Here is a 20774-nt window from a genome sequence, read left to right as displayed (position 1 = left end):
AAATAAAATATTTTTTCACCTCACGCAGATAAAGAGTTTAAAATCATGACTTTTGTAAGAGCTTCTTGTCACCTACATTTGCAAATAACTTCATAAACTAAATAAGACTGTGATCGCAATCAATAACCTTATAATTACATATTAGCAATGGACAAACAGCACTCTAACTTATCCCCCGCAAAAAAAGCCCTTTTAGAAAAATGGAAGGGGGGAAAATTCCAAGCTAATACTATTCCCAAACGCCAAACATCTCAGAATATTCCCTTATCTTTCTCCCAACAAAGACTATGGTTTATAGACCAACTCTACCACGGGAGTTCTTTCTACAATATTCCCATTGCTTTTCATATAAAAGGACAACTAAATATTACGGCGCTTCAACAAAGCCTCAATGAAATCCTCAAGCGTCATGAAATTTGGCGCACAAACTTTAGACTTGTAAATGGAGAGCCAATACAAGAAATTGCACCACAACTAACTTGGGATTTACCTATCATTAATCTTGAGCATTTGTCTGGTAAAGATTGGGAAGGAGAAGTAAAACAACTTGTAGCAGAAGAAGCAACAAAATCCTTTAATTTAGCTAAAGAACTTTTAGTCAGAGCAACTTTACTACGTTTGAGCGCAGAAGAATACATTTTGCTTTTAACCATGCACCACATCATCACAGATGGATGGTCTTGTGGTGTGTTCCTGCGGGAGTTGTCAACGCTGTATGCGGCTTTCTCAACAAATCAGCTTTCTCCCTTACCCGAAATCCCGATTCAGTATGCAGATTTTACCATTTGGCAACGCGATCGCATCCAAGGTGAATTCCTCGCAACCAACTTAAATTATTGGAAGCAACAACTAAGCGGTGATCTTTCTGTACTACAGTTACCCACAGACCGTCCGCGACCTACTGTCACAACTTTTGCTGGTGCTAAGCAATACTTTACATTATCAACAGCCTTAACTGATGCACTCAGACAATTAAGCCAGCGAGAAGATGCCACTTTATTTATGAGTTTGCTGGCAGCGTTTAACATTTTATTATACCGCTACACAGACCAAGAAGATATCTTAATTGGTTCTCCAATTGCCAACCGCAACCGAGCCGAATTAGAAGGGATGCTGGGTCTATTTGTTAATACTTTAGTATTGCGTAATAACCTCAGTGGTAATCCCAGTTTCCGTGAAATTTTACATCGAGTTCGTGAGGTGACTCTCGATGCTTATGCACACCAAGATTTGCCTTTTGAGATACTTGTAGAAAAGTTGCAACCTGAACGAGACTTAAGCCGTAATCCCCTTTATGAAGTCATGTTTGTCCTGCAAAATACTCCAAAATCTGTGCAGGAAGTATCTGGATTAACCTTGCGGGCTTTAGAGTTTGATAGCGGTACAGCCCAACTTGATGTTTTCCTGTCGATGTTTGAATCTCAAGAGGGACTAACAGGGTGTTTGGAGTACAATACAGATATTTTTGATTCAATAACCATTACCCGATTTATTAATAATTACCAGACTTTATTAGAAAATATAGTTGCTAATCCAGAGCAATGCATCTGTGAATTATCACTACTAACTACATCTGAACAAGAGCAATTATTATTCAAATTTAATCAAACTCGTGTAGATTATCAAGATGTATCTCTGCATCAATTATTCGAGCAGCAAGTTGAATTAACGCCTGACTTTTTAGCATTAATTAGCCAATCAGAAAAAATTACTTATCGTCAACTTAATCATCAAGTTAATCAGCTTGCACATTATTTACAAAAACAAGGCGTAACAAAAGAAACACTTGTTGCTCTATGTCTTGAACGTTCTGTAAACATGGTAGTGGGAATTTTAGCTATCCTGAAAGCTGGCGGTGCATACATTCCCCTTGATCCTAGTTATCCAGTTGAGCGTCTAAATTTTATGCTCTCTGATTCTCAAGCATCGGTATTAATTAGCCACCAAGTAATATTAGAAAAACTATCATTATCTTCAGCTAAAATCGTTTGCTTAGATATCCATAAAGACGAAATTGCTCAAGAAAGTCCAGAAAATCCCATTAACATCTCTTCATCTGATAATCTTGCCTATATTATCTATACTTCTGGCTCAACTGGAACTCCTAAAGGCGTTCTTGGCACTCATCGCGGTACAGTGAATGGCTTACACTGGCTATGGAAAACTTATCCTTTTACCCCAGGAGAAGTTTGTTGTCAGAAAACAGCTATTAGCTTTGTAGATTCTATTTGGGAAATTTTTGCTCCTTTACTTCAGGGAATTCCTACAGTAATTATCAGCAATGCAACTATACTAGACCCGCAGTTATTTATAGAAGCTTTAGCGCATCACAAAGTTACCCGTATTATCCTTGTACCCTCATTACTACGCTTACTTTTAGATAATTACCATCATCTGGTCAAGAAATTATTGCACCTAAAACTCTGGATAACTAGCGGAGAAGCACTGTCTGTTAAGTTAGCTAAAACTTTCCAAAAATTGATCCCATTTGCAAAACTAATCAACCTTTATGGCTCATCGGAAGTTTCCGCTAACGCTACTTATTACGACACCAGTTTATTACAAAACCAAGCAAACAGTGTCCCTATCGGTCGTCCTATTGATAATACTCAAGTCTATGTGTTGAATCGCAATTTACAACCAACACCTGTAGGAGTTGTTGGCGAACTTTATATTGGTGGTGATGGGTTAGCAAGGGGATATTTACATCGTCTTGAATTAACCCAGAAAAGATTTATCGATAACCCCCTTATTCCCCAAACAAAGCTTTATAAAACAGGCGATTTGGTTCGTTATCTCAACGATGGTAATCTGGAATATTTAGGTCGTAATGACGAACAAGTAAAAATCAGAGGTTTTCGAGTAGAACTGCATGAAATTGCTACAGTTATTACCCAATATCCAGATGTACAAGAATCTATTGTAATTGCTGTGAATGATGTTCAAGAAAATCAATCTTTGATTGCTTATGTTGTCACAGAAAAACATGATATAGCTACACAATTATTGCTATCTTTGCAACAAAAATTGCCTAATTATATGCTACCATCTGCCATTGTTGTATTAGATGAACTCCCACTTACGCCTAATGGCAAAGTAGATAAGCGTTTTCTTCCCACAGATGAACTTATTCGACCAAATACTACTAAATCTCTCATTGCTCCTCGCAATTTTACAGAATTATCATTAGTAAAACTTTGGGAAAAGCTGCTGAATATTAGCCCTGTCGGCGTAACAGACAACTTCTTTAACTTAGGTGGTCACTCATTTTTAGCTGTACGCTTAATGGCTCAAATTCAAGATAAATTCGGGCATAATCTTACCTTATCTACTCTTTTTGAAAGTCCTACAATTGAGAAACTCGCTCTCATTGTAAGTCAGCGATCGCACGAAATTTCTAATTCACCTATTGTAGCAATTAACTCTTCTGGTTCAAAGACACCTTTCTTTTGTATGCATGGTGCTGGTGGAGGTATTAATCATTACTTTAACTTATCCAGAAGACTTGGTGAAGATTATCCATTTTATGCCTTGGAGCATACCCCTAACCAAGAAAAACCTGAAATTATCTCACTAGAACAAACAGCAAATAACTACCTCCAAGAAATTCGTAAAGTACAGCCAAATGGCCCTTATCTTTTAGGTGGACATTGTTACGGCGGTGTACTTGCTTTTGAAATGGCGCAGCAATTACAAAGACAGGGTGAAACGGTAGATTTGCTAGTTGTTATTGATGCCATACTCTCAGAAACACGCATTGAATCTACAAAAGATGACGATGCAAAATTTTTACTCCGCATGGCTGAATCGATAAAAACCGATAATAATATAGATTTTTCAATTCCCTTTGAAGAACTTCGATATTTGCCCCTAAATGAGCAAATAGATTTGATTAATAAGAAAGCAAACTTCATCTTTAGCGATACAGAGATTAAAGATTTTATTAGCTATTACAAACTTTTTAAAGCTGATGTTCAAGCCATGCGAGATTATGTTCCGCTACTTTATCCTCAACCCATAACTCTATTTCGAGCGAAGGAGGAAATTATTCATGACTTTGACAATCCAGAATGGAATACTGATGATCCCTTATTAGGTTGGGGTAAATATTCTAGTCAACCTATTCAAGTAATTGAAGTTCCTGGCGATCATTTCTCAATTTTCGTTGAGCCTCATATTCAGGAATTAGCTAAACATCTGAGAAATTGTATTGATCATGCTGTGTGCAATGTAATAAGTAATGGGAGTAAAAAAGACTGATGAAACTACCCCCACCCCCAGGGCCGAAAACACCCTTATGGCTACTAGGTTTGCAATTTGAGGTTAATCCCTTTAGTTATCTGGATGCTATTTCCAAACATTATGGTGATATCGTGACTGTAATGTCTGGCTCTACACCAATTGTTTACATCAGCAATCCTTCAGGAATAAAAGAGATTTTCACAAATACCAAGGAAATTTCCGCTACAGGTGCGTTGAATCAAGATTTCGCATTTATAACTGGAAATCAAGGAGTTCTGCAACTTGATGGTTTAATTCATAAAAATCGGCGTAAGCTTCTAATGCAGGCTTTTCATGGAACGCGGATGCAAGCCTGTGGGCGAGGTATCTGTGAACTCACAGAAAAGATGATGAGTAAACAAGTGGTTGGAAAACCTTTTGTTGCATACTCGGTCATTGAAGATATTACCTTTCAAGTAGGTATAGAGCGGGTAATCGGTTTATATAAAGGAGAACGCTATGACAAAATCAAGCATTTATTTGCATCTTTGCTTAAACTCGATAGACAATCTCTTATAGTTAAAATTCTTAGCAATATTTTTCCAGAAAAAGATTTAGGTAGATGGAGTCCACATGGATATCTTCTTCACCTACAACGAGAACTTTTTCAGTTACTATCTACTGAAGTCGAAGAACGTCGCAAACAAGCAGATTTTTCACGCACTGATATACTTTGTGATTTGATATTTGCTCGTGATGAAACAGGTGAATTATTAAGCAATGAAGAGGTGCGTGACCTTTTGTTATCACCTATATTTGCCGCTGCTGATGCTTCTGGGACTGCTATTAGTTGGTCTTTATACTGGATTCACCGTTTAAAAGATATTCGAGAAAAACTACTAAAAGAACTTGATAGTCTTGGTCAAAATCCAGACCCCATGAGCATTATTGCACTCCCCTACCTCAGTGCTGTATGTAATGAAGTTTTGCGAATTTATCCAACTCAGTTGTTTACATTTCCCAGGTTGGTAGAATCGACCGTTGAAATCATGGGGTACGAACTGCATCCGGGTACGATACTTATTGGTAATATTTATTCGACGCATCAGCGTAATGATTTATATCCAAATCCAAAGGAATTTCGACCAGAGCGCTTTTTAGAAAAACAATTTTCTCCTTACGAATTTCTGCCATTTGGTGGCGGTTATCGTGTGTGTATTGGCGGAACTTTTGCCCTATTTGAAATGAAACTTGTATTAGCAACGATTCTTTCAGGCTATCAATTAGAGTTAGTTAGTAAGCGCCCAGAACGTCCCAAATTCGCAGGTTTGATTTGTTCTCCTGCAAGTGGTGTGAAAATGGTCATGCGCGATCGCCGTCAAGATCAAGGACAATCGCAACCATTAACTGCTGGTTTAGTTTAGCCAGTGAATTTGATTTTTCATTTCGTTACTTATATTTCTAAATTTACCCTTTCTAGACATAAAAAGACATGAATAACACTAATAAAGGCACAGTCGTCATCACAGGAACATCTACAGGTTTAGGTCGAGTAACCGCACTTTTACTAGCCAAACAAGGATATCGCGTTTTTGCTGGAGTTCGCACAGAGAAAGATGCACATTCACTAAAGCAGGCTGCATCTGGTAATTTAACACCAATTATTATGGACATCACAAAAGCAGAAGAAATTAAATCTGCTAGCGAATTTGTCTCATTAGCAGTTGGCGATGAAGGATTATTTGCCTTAATTAATAATGCAGTTGTAGCAGTAGATGGGCCACTCGAATGTATTCCGATAGATGACATCCGATGGAATTTTGAAGTAAATGTTATCGGTCAAATTGCAGTTACCCAAGCATTCTTGCCAATGATCCGACAAGCTAAAGGTCGAATCATTAATATCAGCGCGATTTGTGGCAGATTAGCTCTACCTTATAGAAGTCTCTTATCTGCTTCAAAATTTGCGATCGAGGCAATTACAGATTCTTTACGAATGGAATTATCCTCTAGTGGAATTGAGGTTATTTCTATCTTACCAGGGGGAATAGTAACCCCAGAACAGGCTAACAAAGTAGAAGCTAGTTACCAGGAAACATTAGCTAATATGTTACCCGAAACTAAAGCTATATATGGCAAAAATTACAAAATATATATGCAAGGAGCAGTAGAGGACAATCGCAGCACAGGTTTACCACCTGAAAAAGTGGCAAATACAATTTTGGAGGCTCTGGAAGCTAGAAAACCTAAAAGACAATATTTTGTCACACAATCATCATGGGAACTTAGGCTATATGCCTTGTATAAAAGATTGGTACCGCATCAATATTTTTATGACAACTTATACAAGGATATGCAAAAAGGAATGGGATTTGATTAGTAATTTATCGCTATTTCATTATTTTTGAAAAACAGCTAGAGCAGAGATAGTAAATATGCCAACTCAACATACTCACCAATTTCTCATAAGTGACTGTCGTTTTTGTTCCTTGGTTTCTAAAGCTAATGGAGAAGATCTAATTGGGACAGCAGGTACTTACGATTATTGGTTGATTGTGGAAGTTGCCCAACCTTGGCCGCAAGAAATATTTCAAAAAAATCCAACTATTAAATCATTGATGGGTTTATTTGAAGAGTTAATTTTTAAGCATGGGGTTAAGTTGAAACCGATGCTAATTGCTCCTGATGGCGAGTATTCTTATCCTGGTTTTACCCGCCTGTTCTACTACTACCGTCCTGCAAAGCTGTTTTCTCAGTTTGAGAAACAGGAGTTTATTGTTCCAGAAAGCGAAACCGTTGCTTTGGTGACAGCAATATTTAAGCAGTTAATGCACCAACCTAACGATTTATCGGAATTTCAGCAATATCAACACAAAACGAGTCACATTCGTGAACTTATGGTTTGTACCCATGCTCAAGTTGACCTTGCTTGTGGCAGATTTGGGACTCTTATCTATCGACGATTACGTAAAGAATATGCTCCTGCTTCTAATGGAAAGTTAAGAATTTGGCAAACAACTCATTTTGGTGGTCATCAATTTGCTCCTACCTTAGTTGATTTACCCCAAGGTCATTTATGGGGACATTTAGAGCCAGATGTATTGGATTTATTGGTGCAGCGAAATGGTTCAGTTTTTGGCTTGCGTCAATACTATCGAGGATGGACTGGTTTAAGTGAATTTGAGCAAAATGCTGAACGCGAAATTTGGATGCAGTCTAGTTGGAGTTGGCTAGATTACTTGAAAGCAGGCAAAGTGCTGGCGATGGAAAATGTTGCCCAAGGACAGGATGCTGACTGGGCAGAAGTTCGTATTGATTTTGCAGTTCCAGATGGTAGTACATCAGGTGCTTATGAAGCCAGAGTAGAAGTCTGTGGTGACGTCATGAGTGCATTTAACTCAGCAAAAGAGATGGAGTTAGAAGTAGTGAGGCAGTATCACGTTAGCCGTTTGATTAAAGTTGAGTAAACAGAAATGATCCAAAAACTAAAAAATGACTTCACAAAAACAATCTCAAATTACAAATGAAATCCTTCAAGGTAATCTTATTAAGCTGATGTTTAAGTTATCTATTCCCAGTACTTTGGGGATATTGATGCTTAGTTTAAACACTTTTATTGATGCTTTGTTTGCAGGAAGATTCATTGGTGAAACTGCTTTAGCTGGGATTTCACTTGCACTGCCATTTACAAGTATAGTAAACGGATTTGCCCTGTTAGTTGGGGTAGGTTCTGCTTCTGTTATTAGTCGAGCTATTGGTTCTGGAGATATCAAAACTCAGTCCAAAATACTTAGCAACTTAATTGTGATGAGTGTTGTCATCTCATTTTTCATCACAATTATTGGTTACAGCTTTAGTGAAGAATTAATTGTATTCATTGGAGGAAGTGGTGAAGTTGCTTTAGAAGGTACAAAATATTTTAAGATCTATATACTAGGATCAGTATTTTTGATCATAGCGGAAGCTTGTAATCAAGTTATAAAATCAGAAGGAAAGATTCGGTTAAGCACAATATTTGACTGGCTTTTTGTCGTTATTAATATTATATTAAATTATATATTCATCAGTGTATTTCATTGGGGAATTCAAGGGATCGCTCTGGCGACAGTTATGGCGATGGTTGTTTATAGTATTGCCAACTTAGGTTATTTTGTTTCTGGTAAAAGTTCTATTTCAGTTAATTTTAAAAATTTAGCGATCGCCATAGACTTACTACGTGCAATTCTATCCGTTGGAATATCAGAATTATTTTATCCAGTAACCATATTGATTCAAGATTTTGTAATTTTTAATTTAATTTCTTACTACGGAACAAACAGTGATATTGCTTTCTTTGGAGCAACGGGAAAACTGACATCAATTGTATTTATTCCCATTATTGGTTTTGCACAAGCATTACAACCTATAATTGGAATGAATTACGGCGCAAAAAATTATGAAAGGATCAAAAAAGCATACTTGACTTTTGCAATTATTGGAACTATTTTATTAATATTAATTTGGTTGCCTTTACAATTATCTCCAAGGACATTTTTGGGTCTAATTCTGCCAAGCGTAAATTTTACACAAGATGACCTGCTAAATTTTAGAATTCTCAGTATACTAATGCCAATATGGTCTGTAGCATTCTTTAGCAATACTCTTTTTCTATCCATAGGCAAAGGTAAAACTGTATTAGTAGTAATTTTGCTAAGAAGTATAATCTTAACTGTGCCGATGATACTATTCTTTTCTCGAATCTCAGGTGTCAGAGGCATATATTATGGAATGTTTTTAGCAGATATTTTATTTATGTTAATTATATTGGTACTAACAGTTTTGGAATTTAAGTATTTGAATTTGCTTAAAGTTCAAGAGAGTAAATAGTTAGATATAAAACTAATATAATAATTAAATTTTTCCGCACCAATTATTAAAGTTAGCGCCAGATTACAAGGCATGTTTAATTAAATACCAAAAGGTTAATTATGTATCAAAATGACAAAGAAGACACAACAATTTACAAAGTTGTAATTAATCACGAAGAACAGTATTCCATTTGGCCATCTGAGCGCGAAAGCCCTCTTGGTTGGAAGGATGTCGGAAAAAATGGTTTAAAGCAAGAATGTCTAGATTACATCAAAGAAGTCTGGACTGATATGAGGCCGCTTAGTCTTCGGAAGCAGATGCAGGACACATCTGGCAACATCCAGTAAGTAGATGCACGTTGAAATCACTTATCTGGATGGGTTTTGTATGCTCACTCACAAGATATAAGCATTTTTCTGCTGCTGCAATGTCAAGTTTTTTAGCTTAGTAACGCTTGTTAAAAATGGAGAATTTCTATGGCAATATCCTCAGTTTCTCAAACACGGATATGGTTTATTACTGGTAGCTCGAAAGGCTTAGGTCGAGCATTAGCAGAAACAGTGCTTGAGCAGGGTGAGACTGTGGTGTTAACGGCAAGGAACCCACAGCATATAGAAGATTTAGTGGCAAGCTTTCCGCCGAATCGTGCATTAGCGCTGCAACTTGATGTCACTAAACCCGAAGAAATACGAGAAGCAGTGAAACAGGCAATTGCCAAATTTGGACGTATTGATGTACTTGTTAATAATGCTGGATATGGAATTTTAGGGGCAATAGAAGAAGTCAGCGATGAAGGAGTTCGCCGTCAGTTTGAAACAAACTTTTTTGGTGCCTTGGAAGTACTACGGACAGTATTACCTCACATGCGACAACAACGCAGTGGACACATTCTTAATATTTCATCAGTAGGTGGGTTTGTGTCATATCCTGGTACGGGAATCTATAATGGTGCTAAATTTGCGCTAGAAGGAATTTCCGAAGCATTAGCTCAAGAAGTTACACCTCTTGGTATCAAAATTACAATAGTTGAACCTGGTGCATTTCGTACAAATTTTGTTACGCGTTCTCTTGTCATAGCTGATATCCAAATCAATGACTATGAAACAGTAATTGGTGAGATGCGTAAAGGTGCGCGGGATATCTTGGATATGAAATTAGATTTTGAGGAACCAGGTAATCCAAAAAAAGCAGCTCTGGCAATGATTCAAGCAGTTAATAGTGATCAACCGCCACTGAGATTAATCCTTGGAGAAGATGCAATTTATGCGATTAATGCCAAGCTAGAATCGGTTAAAGCAGAACTTGATGCTTGGAGGGAAGTATCTGTAAATACTGCGTTTGATGAGGTTCTAGTAGCCAAATAGTGCTATTTTTTGCGGTTTCCTGTGTACAACAAAGAACCATACACACTTGTACGCATGTTAGGTTCTTGGCATGACTATTAACTACTAAGCTATCAACTAAGCGATCGCATCTCCTTAATATTATGAAAAACTGGGAATTTCAGAGTTAGAATCCTGTGAAGTCATGATAGACTGCGATCGCTTATTACCTTGGCTTTTGGCAGACGAAATTATAGATAGTAACTTTGGTAACGCAAGGCAGGCAACAGTATTTAGTAGAGTCAGAAATATACCATCCATCAAATTCATAGCTAATGCACCTTGAAAAAAGTTCAGTATGTACTATTTATTAGTTTGAGGCATAAATAGTACACTTGCTTCAAGGCAATATTTTATATTTCTTTTATTAGATATAAGCTAACCAAATATATCTTTTTATCTATAGTAATCATAAGTTTTATATAGTAACTCTCTAAAAAACTCTTTGACTCTATACTTCACTGAATTTAAACAACAAAAATGAATCCGTATTGAAGAGATAGTTGAAAACTAGTCAGAAGTAGAGAGACTTTACCTATCAACTATCCATTCAGTTTGGAGAACACTTGTCACAGAAACGAGGACTAAACTTACAAAATTGTCTACCCGTCAATGTGTAAACTGTACAATATGGAAAGCTGGTAAGTTCTACTCTAACTGTCTGTAGTTTGAGACGCTTCGGTGATAGTTCAGTAGATTTGGCTTTAGGAGCTAGAAGAATAGCTAAGAGCTTAGGTAATGCTAAACAAGCGGCAGTATTGACCAGTGTTAACAATATCGCATTCATTAAGTTCATAGGTAATCACCCCCTGCGAGAAATAGGCGGCAGCTGTGATCAGCTGCAAGCAAAGCTGTGTGCAATTGATTTTTTGGCAATTTATTGCTTGCAATCTATATAAATGAATCTTAACATAAATTTTTGTGAATATAACGAATGAATTTCTGAAATTATTAAACACAAAAGGCAATGTGGATAATGAAGAAGTATATTGTAGCGTAATAACAAAATTAGCTAGAAAACTAGCAAAATAGTAGATTTTGGTACGGTGTTATGTCAAAAAATCAACCTGCATATTCTTTTTTATCTAACATTACTCAACGAGAACGCCAGGCCTTAGAGCGTTTGGTAGATTATACAAATGTGGAGTCGCTACCAGAAATTTGGCCTTTAGCAGCAAAGCGATTTGGTGATACTGTTGTTCTCCACAACCCCCATGCGAAACCAGAAGTAACAATTACTTATACTCAGTTAGCAGAGCAAATTCAAAAATTTGCTGCTGGGTTGCAAGCATTAGGGGTAAAAGTTGGCGATCGCATTTCCCTGATTGCTGACAACAGTCCTCGGTGGTTTATTGCAGATCAAGGTATAATGACGGCTGGAGGAGTTGATGCGGTGCGTAGCTCCCAAGCAGAACGAGAAGAACTGCTGTTTATCATAGCCAATAGTGGCAGTACGGCCCTGGTACTTGAGGATTTAAAAACATTAAATAAACTGCAAGACCGCCTCAACGATTTATCCATTCAACTAATAGTTTTACTTTCGGATGAAGCACCACCAACACAGGAAACCATAAAGGTGCTGAATTTTTCACAGTTGATAGAAGTTGGGGGAAATGATACTTTTGTACCAGTCAGGCAAAAACGTGATGCTTTGGCAACTCTAATTTATACCTCTGGCACTACGGGTAAACCTAAAGGCGTAATGCTGTCTTATAACAATTTGATGCACCAAGTGACAACTTTTGGCACAGTAGTGCAACCGCAACAGGGAGACATTGTTCTCAGTATTCTCCCGTCTTGGCACGTCTACGAACGGACAGTTGAGTATTATTTACTATCTCAAGGTTGTACGCAAGTTTATACTAACTTACGCTCTTTCAAAGGAGATTTAAAAGAATTTAAACCCCACTATATGGTGGCTGTACCCCGCTTGTGGGAATCAATTTATGAAGGAGTGCAGAAACAATTCCGCGAACAACCGGCAAACAAGCAACGTTTAATTAACTTTTTACTGGGTATTAGTGAGAAATATATCAAAGCGCGGCGAATTGCCCAAGGGTTGAGTTTAGATAATCTTCATGCCTCATCTGTCGAGCGATTAGCAGCTAAGATACTGGCATCTGCTTTATTTCCCCTGCATGCTTTGGGAGAACGACTGGTTTATGCCAAGGTACGAGAAGCAACAGGAGCACGAATCAAGCAAGTAATTAGTGGCGGTGGTGCGCTTCCAAAACACATAGATAACTTTTTTGAAATTATTGGTGTGCAAATTTTGCAAGGTTATGGCTTGACAGAAACTTCTCCTGTCACCCATGTGCGTCGTCCTTGGCGAAATATGATTGGTACATCAGGACAACCACTCCCTGTTACAGAGGCTAAAATTGTAGATCCTGAAACAAAAGCGCCTTTACCATTGGGTAAGCGGGGATTGGTGCTGCTGAGGGGGCCCCAAATCATGCAAGGTTATTACCAAAATCCAGAAGCGACAGCCAAAGCAATAGACGCTGAAGGTTGGTTTGATAGTGGCGACTTGGGTTTGGTGACACCACAAAACGAATTGGTGCTGACTGGCAGAGCAAAAGATACGATTGTATTGAGTAATGGGGAGAACATCGAGCCGCAGCCGATTGAAGATGCGTGTTTGCGATCGCCCTACATCGATCAAATTATGCTGGTTGGACAAGATCAACGCAGCATCGGAGCTTTAATTGTCCCCAATCTCGAAGCCTTAGAAAAATGGGCACAAAGTCAAAATCTGCAACTGCGTCTACCCGAAGCAACTTCCTCAGAATCCACCACTGTCGTTGATCTGGAGAGTAAAATAATCCAGGATTTGTTTCGCCGAGAATTGAATCGGGAAGTGCAAAACCGTCCAGGCTATCGACCTGATGACCGCATTGGGCCGTTCAGACTCATTCTAGAGCCATTTTCCATTGAAAATGGCATGATGACACAAACACTGAAAACTCGGCGACATGTCGTCACCGAACGCTATCGCGGTATTATTGACGGCATGTTTGCCTGATAATTCCACCTGCAAACTATAGAGTGAACGTGAAACTTTTATGGATGTCTCCAAACCTCAATTGCTTCTGAAACGCGTCGTTAATGTCAAAGTCATCGTCACTCCCCTCTGGAAAGAGGAAGTTCAACAGCAACTACAAGCGCAGATCAATCAAAGTGATCAGCAATTGCAACAGCTAGACGTTGAAGGACAAAGAGCGATCGCCGCAATTCAAAAGCAAAGTCTGCAACCACCTGGCCCCCAGACCCTCCAACAAATTGACAATATCCAACTCCAAGTCAATCAAAAGAAAAGTGAACTGCTAGAGCAGAAGAATCAATTACTACAAAACCTTCAGCAAGTTCAGTTTCTCCAGCAGGATCAGGAAGTCAATCAATTCCAAATGGAAGGCTTTTTCCGGGTAGAACCGGGTGATAACTTGATTAGCAAAATGCAGGTCGAAATCGTTCTGCGCGATGGCATTGTAGAAGAAATTCGCGGCGATATTTAAATTTGTCATCTCTTACAAAGTTGAGGCAGTCCGTTGGCGGGGTTCCCCCGCTTAAAGGAACTGCCGTCTGTTCGCCGGAAGCCGGCGCTCAGACTTTGCGCTTTGTCATTTGTTCGTTATTCTATAACCAATGACAGATGACTAATTACAGCTTTGCGTTACTTTTTTGTAGGCGCGGCTCCCAGGCAAACATTGCTCCTGGGAGCCAACCCAGACAATTTGCCAAACTGGGGGTGAGCTAATAAAAAGCGATCGCCCAAAGGTTGTCATCTCAACCCGATATTTAATCGCACCAACTGAATCATCACTCTGCTTGATTTGCGTAATCGTCACTGAAGCATGATTTCGTTGCGGATAAACTACCTCTACCTTTCGCGTTCCTTTGACTGATGCCATGTCATCAAAAGCATTCAAGGCGAGAGTAGCAGGATCACTACCTTGTAAACCTGAGTTGATATTTTCTAAAGGTATAGTTTTATAATCGGAACGCTCTGAGTATGCCACAACTTCCTGAGACTGAGGAATTGCTTCCATCTGCTGGGATTGCTCACTAGTCTCAAAAATCGGTGCAGATAGCTGGTGCTGGGTAAGATAAACTCCAGCGCCAGCAGTAGCAAAGACACTTAGTATCAAAATCAAAAACAACTTCAACTTTACCGACATAAAATTAAACAGGAATTTCAAAAAGTTTAATTAGCAATCTTGAATTCTAGATTTAACTTCTACCCCACATCCTCTACTGTTAGGAAGCTTCTGTATTTTGAACAGTAATTATGAAGAATATAAATATATATGACAATCCTAGTTGAATTGTGAGAAACTCATGGTGGTTTTTGAAAGCCAACATTCAATGATTAAAGCGGCATATTGACTAACCATTGAGTATAGCTTTGTATATAGACCTCTAAGCGATATGTAGGTTCCTGGGGTTAGGAGTCAAGGGTCAAGGGTCAAGGGTCAAAAGTCAAGAGTCAGTATTTATTCTCCCCCTGCCCCGGTTGCTGAGTTTCGACTTCGCTCAACTGCCGCGTAGGCGTTGGCGTAGCCTCCCGTAGGGAAGCACTGCCCCCCATTGGTGTCAACTTAAGCTCAAACACTCAATTTCCAGTAGTTTCAGATCCCCCAACCCCCTTCAAAAGGGGGCATTCGATTCTAATTCCCCCCTTAAAAAGGGGAGCCAGCGCGGTCTTGGGGTCTCCCCAAGTGGAGCGACTGGCGTGGGTTAGGGGGGATCTCAAATCTAGGTGGTACATCGAAAAACTTTGAAATGCTTATCAGACTAAGCTTTCAAGTTAAGTTGACACCAATGACTGCCCCCCTGCTCCACTCTTCAGCCTAAAATATAAAATCTCCCAACCAAAATTCTCCTGTCAAGATACAATTCGATCTGGTAAAAGCTGTTAAAGTCCATAAAATATTGCTTCTAAAACCACCCTATGAGCATTCACGAAGTATTTATGCCGGCGCTTAGTTCCACCATGACCGAAGGCAAAATTGTCTCCTGGGTGAAATCGCCAGGCGACAAAGTGGAAAAAGGCGAAACAGTGGTGGTGGTCGAGTCAGATAAAGCAGATATGGATGTGGAATCCTTTTATGAGGGATACATTGCCCATATCATAGTGCCAGCTGGTGACACCGCCCCGGTAGGGTCTGCGATCGCCTTCATAGCGGAAACGGAAGCTGAAATAGAAACCGCAAAATCTCTTGCTAACTCAGGTGGCGCTGCTAGTACTGCTACCTCCTCTCCAGAACCAATCCCAGCGACAGCTTCAGTTGCAACACCTACCTTGGCGTCTAAAAATGGGTCTAACCATAGAGAGGGACGGCTTGTGGTTTCACCCCGTGCTCGCAAGTTAGCTAAAGAACTAAAAGTTGATTTAAGTACTCTCAAAGGCAGTGGCCCCCACGGTCGCATTGTTGCCGAGGATGTAGAAGCAACCATCAATAAAGGCAAGCAACCCGCTACCACCTCAGTTGCTCCAGCACCTACACCAACTACTACTCCAGTTGCGCCCCCACCCCCTCGGACACCAGCACCAGCACCAACAGTAGCAGCTGTTCCTGGTCAGGTAGTGCCCCTAACTACACTGCAAAATGCTGTAGTACGGAATATGGTAGCTAGCCTATCCGTGCCTATCTTCCATGTGGGTTACACAATTACCACGGATGGACTAGATAAACTTTACAAACAAATTAAATCCAAAGGCGTGACAATGACAGCGCTACTAGCGAAAGCTGTAGCGGTGACTTTGCAAAAACACCCACTACTAAATGCTAGCTACTCAGACCAGGGCACTATATATCATTCTGGCATTAATATTTCCGTAGCTGTGGCGATGGATGATGGCGGATTGATTACGCCCGTGTTGCAGAACGCAGACATAGTAGATATTTATTCTCTCTCACGCACTTGGAAGTCTTTAGTAGACCGCGCCAGAGCCAAACAACTTCAACCCGAAGAATACAATAGCGGTACCTTTACCCTGTCGAACTTGGGGATGTTTGGCGTAGACAAATTTGATGCAATTTTACCGCCTGGACAAGGTTCAATTTTAGCGATCGGCGCATCCCGTCCGCAAGTGGTAGCAACAGCTGACGGTTTATTTGGTGTGCGGCAACAAATGCAAGTGAATATTACTTCTGACCACCGCATTATTTACGGTACTCATGCTGCCGCATTTTTACAAGATTTAGCTAAGTTGATTGAGACAAATCCTCAATCTTTAACACTGTAATTAAAAGTACGGTTTCAACAAAAGTTAAATTCATGACTTGGAAGTTATCTAACTCCAAGTCTTTTTGTTTAATGGTATTTTAATATATACAGAGATTTAAATTACTAATAGTTTCACACCTTTCGAGCAGTTACGAAAAAAGTCAGATTTTCGTACCAAACACCTTGTTTAGTTGCTTTTGCCTCAATTTTTTTACGATAATCTGCTTTCAATTCTGTCATTTGCTCTGCCGAAACCTGGGACAAAGGATTTTCTCTAGGATTAAACCATTCTCCATTCCAGTCTCTAGCTTGCTCAAGACTGCGGTAAAAACCTAGTTGTTGAATTTTCACTTCAATATCTTGAAAACTAGCTTCTGCTAGCAGTTGATGACACTTTTCTGGAGTACCAATTTGCTCATTGATATTTGTCAACAAAATACCATGTTGATCACAAACCTCAATTATGAGTGGTGCTTCACAAGATTTTTCAGAGCAACAAGAAAATCCGACGACTCCACCATTTTTGAGAAAATGATACCATTTATTTAGAGCAGCAGGAATATCTTTAAAGTATGCGATCGCAGTGGAACAAAGAATTACATCAAAACTTTCATCATTGAAGTTTACATACTCTGCATCTGCTTCAATTAGTTCAATATTTTGCAAGCCTAATTCCTCAATTTTCTGTCGTGCTTGAGCAAGCATCCCTGAAGAAAAATCTACGCCAGTTACTTTTCCTTCAAAACCAACAATTTGTGCAGCAGCAATGGCAATGATACCTGTGCCAGTTGCCATATCCAATACTTTTTGTCCCTTCTGTAATTGAATTAGTTCTAATAGAGGCAGAGCGCGATGAATAGTGTAATCATTATCGTAAGTAGTTCTGCTATTAAAAAAATTAATTACTTTTTGCTTGTACTGTTGCTCGTATTGGCTATTTTGCATAACATGCTTATGTTTCGCTGGTAAAACATGAAAATATTAATATATGTCTTTCAACTTATTCCACAACTCAAGAGCAGAAATTTGACATAGACCAGCAAATTGAGCATCTGCTGTCTCTATTACAATCCATTCTCCACTTTCTAATTGCCCGATATCAATTGCCACATAAGGAACACCAAGGCGCTCAGAGGCTAAGATTGCCAAGCTTAAAACTTGCTTTTCCTGTTGTGTTGATAACTTACTCAAATCATCTTGACCATCCCAATAATATCCATATTTTAGAAGCTGCTGATTATAAATAAAGCATCTAAATTCTCTTTCCATTGGGAAACCATTGGGAGCTAGACGCTGGTGTCGCAACTTTACCAGCTTTCTAATAATAACTTGACCTCGCGATCGCTCTTTTAATTTTAAAAATAATCTGGCTAGTTCTATTAACTCTTCTTGATTATTTGCTATGCAAAACTTCCATCCTTGCATTTTTATAGATTGAACTGTGCCTTTAACAAACACAGGAAATCCCAATAATTCACCAGCTTCAATACATTCATCTGTCGAAGTAATTACCACACTCTCAGGTGTTAATCCCTTTAAGTGTGGATAAAACAGATTAAACTCCAAAGCTGTCTGATGTTCTAATGGAGTATTGAGTAATCTTATCCCCTTAGCTAAAGCAGCTTGATATATAGCTTCATAACGCTCCAATTTTGGGATATATTCTACCCAGATACCAGCAGTTTCTATAGCAGACTTAGGAATATGCCATAAAGCATTTTCTGCTGTACCACAGCGTTGAAAATCTCGCGGCATATAGTAGACTTTGCACCCCAATATCCGAGCAGCCTCAGTCATTAATTTATTTTCACTAGCACTGGCTGATGACTCTATTTGTTCGGTCGATTCACTTAAAGCAATCATCTATTTCTCAGCGTACCTCTGCGTTCAAAAAGTGGGCAATGCCCACTACTAAATTCAACCTTTCACACAAACAACTTGCTTGAGCGTTGCTACAACCTCAACTAAATCCGCTTGATTTGCCATTACTTGGTCTATCGGTTTGTAAGCGCCGGGAATTTCATCTAAAACGCCAGTATCTTTACGACATTCTACACCTTGAGTTTGCTCAATCAAATCATCAAGTGTGTAGACATTTTTTGCTTTATTTCTAGACATTAAACGCCCTGCCCCATGACTACAAGAGCAAAAGCTATGAACATTACCCTTACCCTTAACGATGAAAGATTTTGCCCCCATTGAACCAGGGATAATACCATAGTCTTCAGTCTGGGCACGGACTGCACCCTTGCGAGTCACATAAACATCTTCATCAAAATGCACTTCTTTTTCGGCGTAATTGTGATGACAATTAACCTGTAATAGTGGTTTAGTTGCCTTCCCACCCGCTAGATGCTTCTCGACTATGCGCTTAAACCGAGCCATCATCACATCGCGGTTGACACGCGCATAGTCTTGGGCCCACTGCAAATCGTGCCAGTATGCCTGGAATTCTGGCGTACCAGCCACAAAGTAAGATAAATCAGGGTCAGGCAATTGATTACCTGCCATCTTGGCTAATTCTTTTGCTGTATGAATGTGGCACTGGGCTAAATTATTGCCGATGTTGCGTGAACCAGAATGCAGCATCAGCCAAACTTGGTTCTCTGTATCGAGGCACACCTCTATGAAGTGATTACCTCCCCCAAGAGAACCCATTTGTTTCATTGCCTTGCCTTGTAAGTCCTGTACTCCGCGATGCAAGTCTTGAAAATCATCCCAGCGTTGCCAGTTAGTGACAGATTTTTCAACGTCTTTGTTTTCGTTAAATCCAGTGGGAATTGCTGCTTCAATATCTAAACGGATTTTCTTCAGTTTGCCTTCCAGTTGTTCAGCAGTAAATGGCGTTTTGATGGCAGACATTCCGCAGTTGTGTACAAATACTCCAGCTTTTAGCGCGAAATTATGGTATTCCGGTACTGTGAGACAGTAAACGTCGTCAGTATAATCTAGAGGAATCACTGCTACAACTTTGTGATTGCATCGATGTTCTTTTCTACGGTGGTTGTGAAGTCCAATTGGAGTTTTGACTTCTACCCCACAAAATTCACAGGTATAGTATCTATTGGCAATTTCCTTAGACCTTGCTTTACCTTTATCACTTCGATTGTACGCAATTAAATATTGCTTACCTCGAAGACCATTATCTGCAACTGCATTTTTAAAATGTTCTGGTTGCTGCTGCATATATTGAAGAATATTTTTAGTTCCTCGTTCTGCATAGTACTGATAACCTTCTGGAGTTTGTGCCTTTTGAGCGAGGGAAGTAACTCTTTTCTTCTCAAATTCGGGAGATTGCCAGTGTTGATTACGATCTATTAAAGAACGGTGATAAGCAGAATGATCGCAATCACCCATAAACTCAAGATTCTGTGGACGATTATCAAATTCTTGAAAATTGCGATGATGAATGACTGTTCTTTGCCCTTCAAATTTAGGAATTTTGCCGAGTAAACCTGATCTCGCTATAATCCAATGTGCTTTTTGCCATCTGCTAGAGTATGGCTGAGCAATCAGGGTATAGCCATCTTTGTCAGTCTGGGCGTAAAAGGGCATTAAAGAAGTTCCTGTTTGAAGTAACTCAGCTTCTTTATAGGTTCCATCCCGAAGCATAAATTGATGATCGGGAGTACAAATAATTTCCTCATAGTTATCTAAAATAACTTTTACGAGTGGAGTGTTTCGTCTAGTTAGCTTAGCAGTTGCTTGAGCAGCGACGATTTTTCCTGTAGGGGTGCAAGAATAGATGATAAATTCTTTACCCTGTGCTGCTAAGTCTTGAATACGATAAGATTTTCCATCCACTAAAGGAACTAAAGTATCTCCCACAAAGCAACCAATATCCACGCCGACAGCCGCAGGTATAATTGCCTCTTTTGTAGCAATTACAGAACCTACTAAAGCACCTTTACCTAGATGGACATCTGGCATTAAGGCTACATGTTTAAACACAAAGGGTAGCGATGCCACATTCTTTGCCATTTTGGTTTCTTCTGATCCCAAGGGATGATTCGCCCATGAAAAAACTGGTGCTAGTGTAGTAATTTCTAACTTTTCGTAGGGCATAATTTTTTCTATTTTGGATTTTTTAGT

General features: G+C 39.3%; 14 protein-coding genes. 10 read left to right on the top strand and 4 right to left on the bottom strand.

Translation table 11 applies throughout. From position 1 onward, the window contains the following. Nucleotides 1-147: 147 nt before the first annotated feature. The 9 genes from HCR01_RS15890 to HCR01_RS15850 all read left to right on the top strand — a co-directional run bounded on the left by HCR01_RS15890 (nt 148) and on the right by HCR01_RS15850 (nt 13966). Nucleotides 148-4260: a non-ribosomal peptide synthetase gene (locus tag HCR01_RS15890; RefSeq protein ID WP_193197108.1), complete on the top strand. Its 4113-nt coding sequence runs from the start codon at nt 148-150 to the stop codon at nt 4258-4260. Next, nucleotides 4260-5645: a cytochrome P450 gene (locus HCR01_RS15885; RefSeq protein WP_193197107.1), complete on the top strand. Its 1386-nt coding sequence runs from the start codon at nt 4260-4262 to the stop codon at nt 5643-5645. The genes HCR01_RS15890 and HCR01_RS15885 overlap by 1 nt, the downstream gene beginning before the upstream one ends. Before the next feature lie 68 nt (nt 5646-5713). Further along, entirely contained in the window at nt 5714-6601 is an 888-nt protein-coding gene (locus HCR01_RS15880; protein WP_193197106.1) for an SDR family oxidoreductase, read from the top strand. Nucleotides 6602-6656: 55 nt separating this feature from the next. Then, nucleotides 6657-7688 (top strand): sucrase ferredoxin, encoded by a 1032-nt coding sequence (locus HCR01_RS15875; RefSeq protein ID WP_193197105.1) that lies wholly within the window; start codon nt 6657-6659, stop codon nt 7686-7688. Between the two features lie 25 nt (nt 7689-7713). Next, nucleotides 7714-9087 (top strand): MATE family efflux transporter, encoded by a 1374-nt coding sequence (locus tag HCR01_RS15870; protein WP_193197104.1) that lies wholly within the window; start codon nt 7714-7716, stop codon nt 9085-9087. Nucleotides 9088-9188: 101 nt separating this feature from the next. Continuing rightward, nucleotides 9189-9416 (top strand): MbtH family protein, encoded by a 228-nt coding sequence (locus HCR01_RS15865; protein WP_193197103.1) that lies wholly within the window; start codon nt 9189-9191, stop codon nt 9414-9416. Nucleotides 9417-9545: 129 nt separating this feature from the next. After that, nucleotides 9546-10433 carry an oxidoreductase gene (locus HCR01_RS15860; protein ID WP_193197102.1) on the top strand — a complete coding sequence of 296 codons (888 nt, stop codon included), beginning with the start codon at nt 9546-9548 and terminating at the stop codon, nt 10431-10433. A 1069-nt stretch (nt 10434-11502) separates the two neighbouring features. Beyond that, complete coding sequence (locus HCR01_RS15855) at nt 11503-13476, top strand: AMP-dependent synthetase/ligase (protein WP_193197101.1); 1974 nt, start codon at nt 11503-11505, stop codon at nt 13474-13476. A 40-nt stretch (nt 13477-13516) separates the two neighbouring features. Further along, nucleotides 13517-13966: a YlqD family protein gene (locus HCR01_RS15850; RefSeq protein WP_162394967.1), complete on the top strand. Its 450-nt coding sequence runs from the start codon at nt 13517-13519 to the stop codon at nt 13964-13966. A gap of 141 nt (nt 13967-14107) precedes the next feature. Here the strand turns inward: HCR01_RS15850 and HCR01_RS15845 are convergent, their stop codons facing one another. After that, on the bottom strand, nt 14108-14629 hold the full coding sequence (locus tag HCR01_RS15845; protein ID WP_193197100.1) for a hypothetical protein: 522 nt from the start codon (nt 14627-14629) through the stop codon (nt 14108-14110). Nucleotides 14630-15402: 773 nt separating this feature from the next. Here HCR01_RS15845 and HCR01_RS15840 point away from each other — a divergent pair. Further along, nucleotides 15403-16701 (top strand): dihydrolipoamide acetyltransferase family protein, encoded by a 1299-nt coding sequence (locus tag HCR01_RS15840; RefSeq protein ID WP_193197099.1) that lies wholly within the window; start codon nt 15403-15405, stop codon nt 16699-16701. A 113-nt stretch (nt 16702-16814) separates the two neighbouring features. Here HCR01_RS15840 and HCR01_RS15835 read toward each other — a convergent pair whose 3' ends face one another. Genes HCR01_RS15835 through HCR01_RS15825 form a run of 3 tightly spaced genes read right to left on the bottom strand, consistent with a single transcriptional unit; the run spans nt 16815 to nt 20747 of the window. Continuing rightward, nucleotides 16815-17627: a class I SAM-dependent methyltransferase gene (locus tag HCR01_RS15835; RefSeq protein ID WP_193197098.1), complete on the bottom strand. Its 813-nt coding sequence runs from the start codon at nt 17625-17627 to the stop codon at nt 16815-16817. Nucleotides 17628-17663: 36 nt separating this feature from the next. Further along, on the bottom strand, nt 17664-18545 hold the full coding sequence (locus HCR01_RS15830; RefSeq protein WP_193197097.1) for an ATP-grasp domain-containing protein: 882 nt from the start codon (nt 18543-18545) through the stop codon (nt 17664-17666). 54 nt (nt 18546-18599) lie between these two features. Then, the gene (locus tag HCR01_RS15825) at nt 18600-20747 is read right to left on the bottom strand and encodes an RtcB family protein (protein ID WP_193197096.1); all 2148 of its coding nucleotides are present in this window, start codon (nt 20745-20747) and stop codon (nt 18600-18602) included. Between the last annotated feature and the right edge of the window lie 27 nt (nt 20748-20774).

The sequence above is a fragment of the Nostoc sp. MG11 genome (genome assembly GCF_014904695.1).
GTDB lineage: Bacteria > Cyanobacteriota > Cyanobacteriia > Cyanobacteriales > Nostocaceae > Komarekiella.
This window is presented reverse-complemented; position numbering and strand designations above follow the sequence as displayed.

Excerpts from the sequence above, each read along its gene's own strand:
- HCR01_RS15890 (WP_193197108.1), top strand. The coding sequence starts at position 148 with ATGGACAAACAGCACTCTAACTTATCCCCCGCAAAAAAAGCCCTTTTA.
- HCR01_RS15885 (WP_193197107.1), top strand. The coding sequence starts at position 4,260 with ATGAAACTACCCCCACCCCCAGGGCCGAAAACACCCTTATGGCTACTA.
- HCR01_RS15880 (WP_193197106.1), top strand. The coding sequence starts at position 5,714 with ATGAATAACACTAATAAAGGCACAGTCGTCATCACAGGAACATCTACA.
- HCR01_RS15875 (WP_193197105.1), top strand. The coding sequence starts at position 6,657 with ATGCCAACTCAACATACTCACCAATTTCTCATAAGTGACTGTCGTTTT.
- HCR01_RS15870 (WP_193197104.1), top strand. The coding sequence starts at position 7,714 with ATGACTTCACAAAAACAATCTCAAATTACAAATGAAATCCTTCAAGGT.
- HCR01_RS15865 (WP_193197103.1), top strand. The coding sequence starts at position 9,189 with ATGTATCAAAATGACAAAGAAGACACAACAATTTACAAAGTTGTAATT.
- HCR01_RS15860 (WP_193197102.1), top strand. The coding sequence starts at position 9,546 with ATGGCAATATCCTCAGTTTCTCAAACACGGATATGGTTTATTACTGGT.
- HCR01_RS15855 (WP_193197101.1), top strand. The coding sequence starts at position 11,503 with ATGTCAAAAAATCAACCTGCATATTCTTTTTTATCTAACATTACTCAA.
- HCR01_RS15850 (WP_162394967.1), top strand. The coding sequence starts at position 13,517 with ATGGATGTCTCCAAACCTCAATTGCTTCTGAAACGCGTCGTTAATGTC.
- HCR01_RS15845 (WP_193197100.1), bottom strand. The coding sequence starts at position 14,629 with ATGTCGGTAAAGTTGAAGTTGTTTTTGATTTTGATACTAAGTGTCTTT.
- HCR01_RS15840 (WP_193197099.1), top strand. The coding sequence starts at position 15,403 with ATGAGCATTCACGAAGTATTTATGCCGGCGCTTAGTTCCACCATGACC.
- HCR01_RS15835 (WP_193197098.1), bottom strand. The coding sequence starts at position 17,627 with ATGCAAAATAGCCAATACGAGCAACAGTACAAGCAAAAAGTAATTAAT.
- HCR01_RS15830 (WP_193197097.1), bottom strand. The coding sequence starts at position 18,545 with ATGATTGCTTTAAGTGAATCGACCGAACAAATAGAGTCATCAGCCAGT.
- HCR01_RS15825 (WP_193197096.1), bottom strand. The coding sequence starts at position 20,747 with ATGCCCTACGAAAAGTTAGAAATTACTACACTAGCACCAGTTTTTTCA.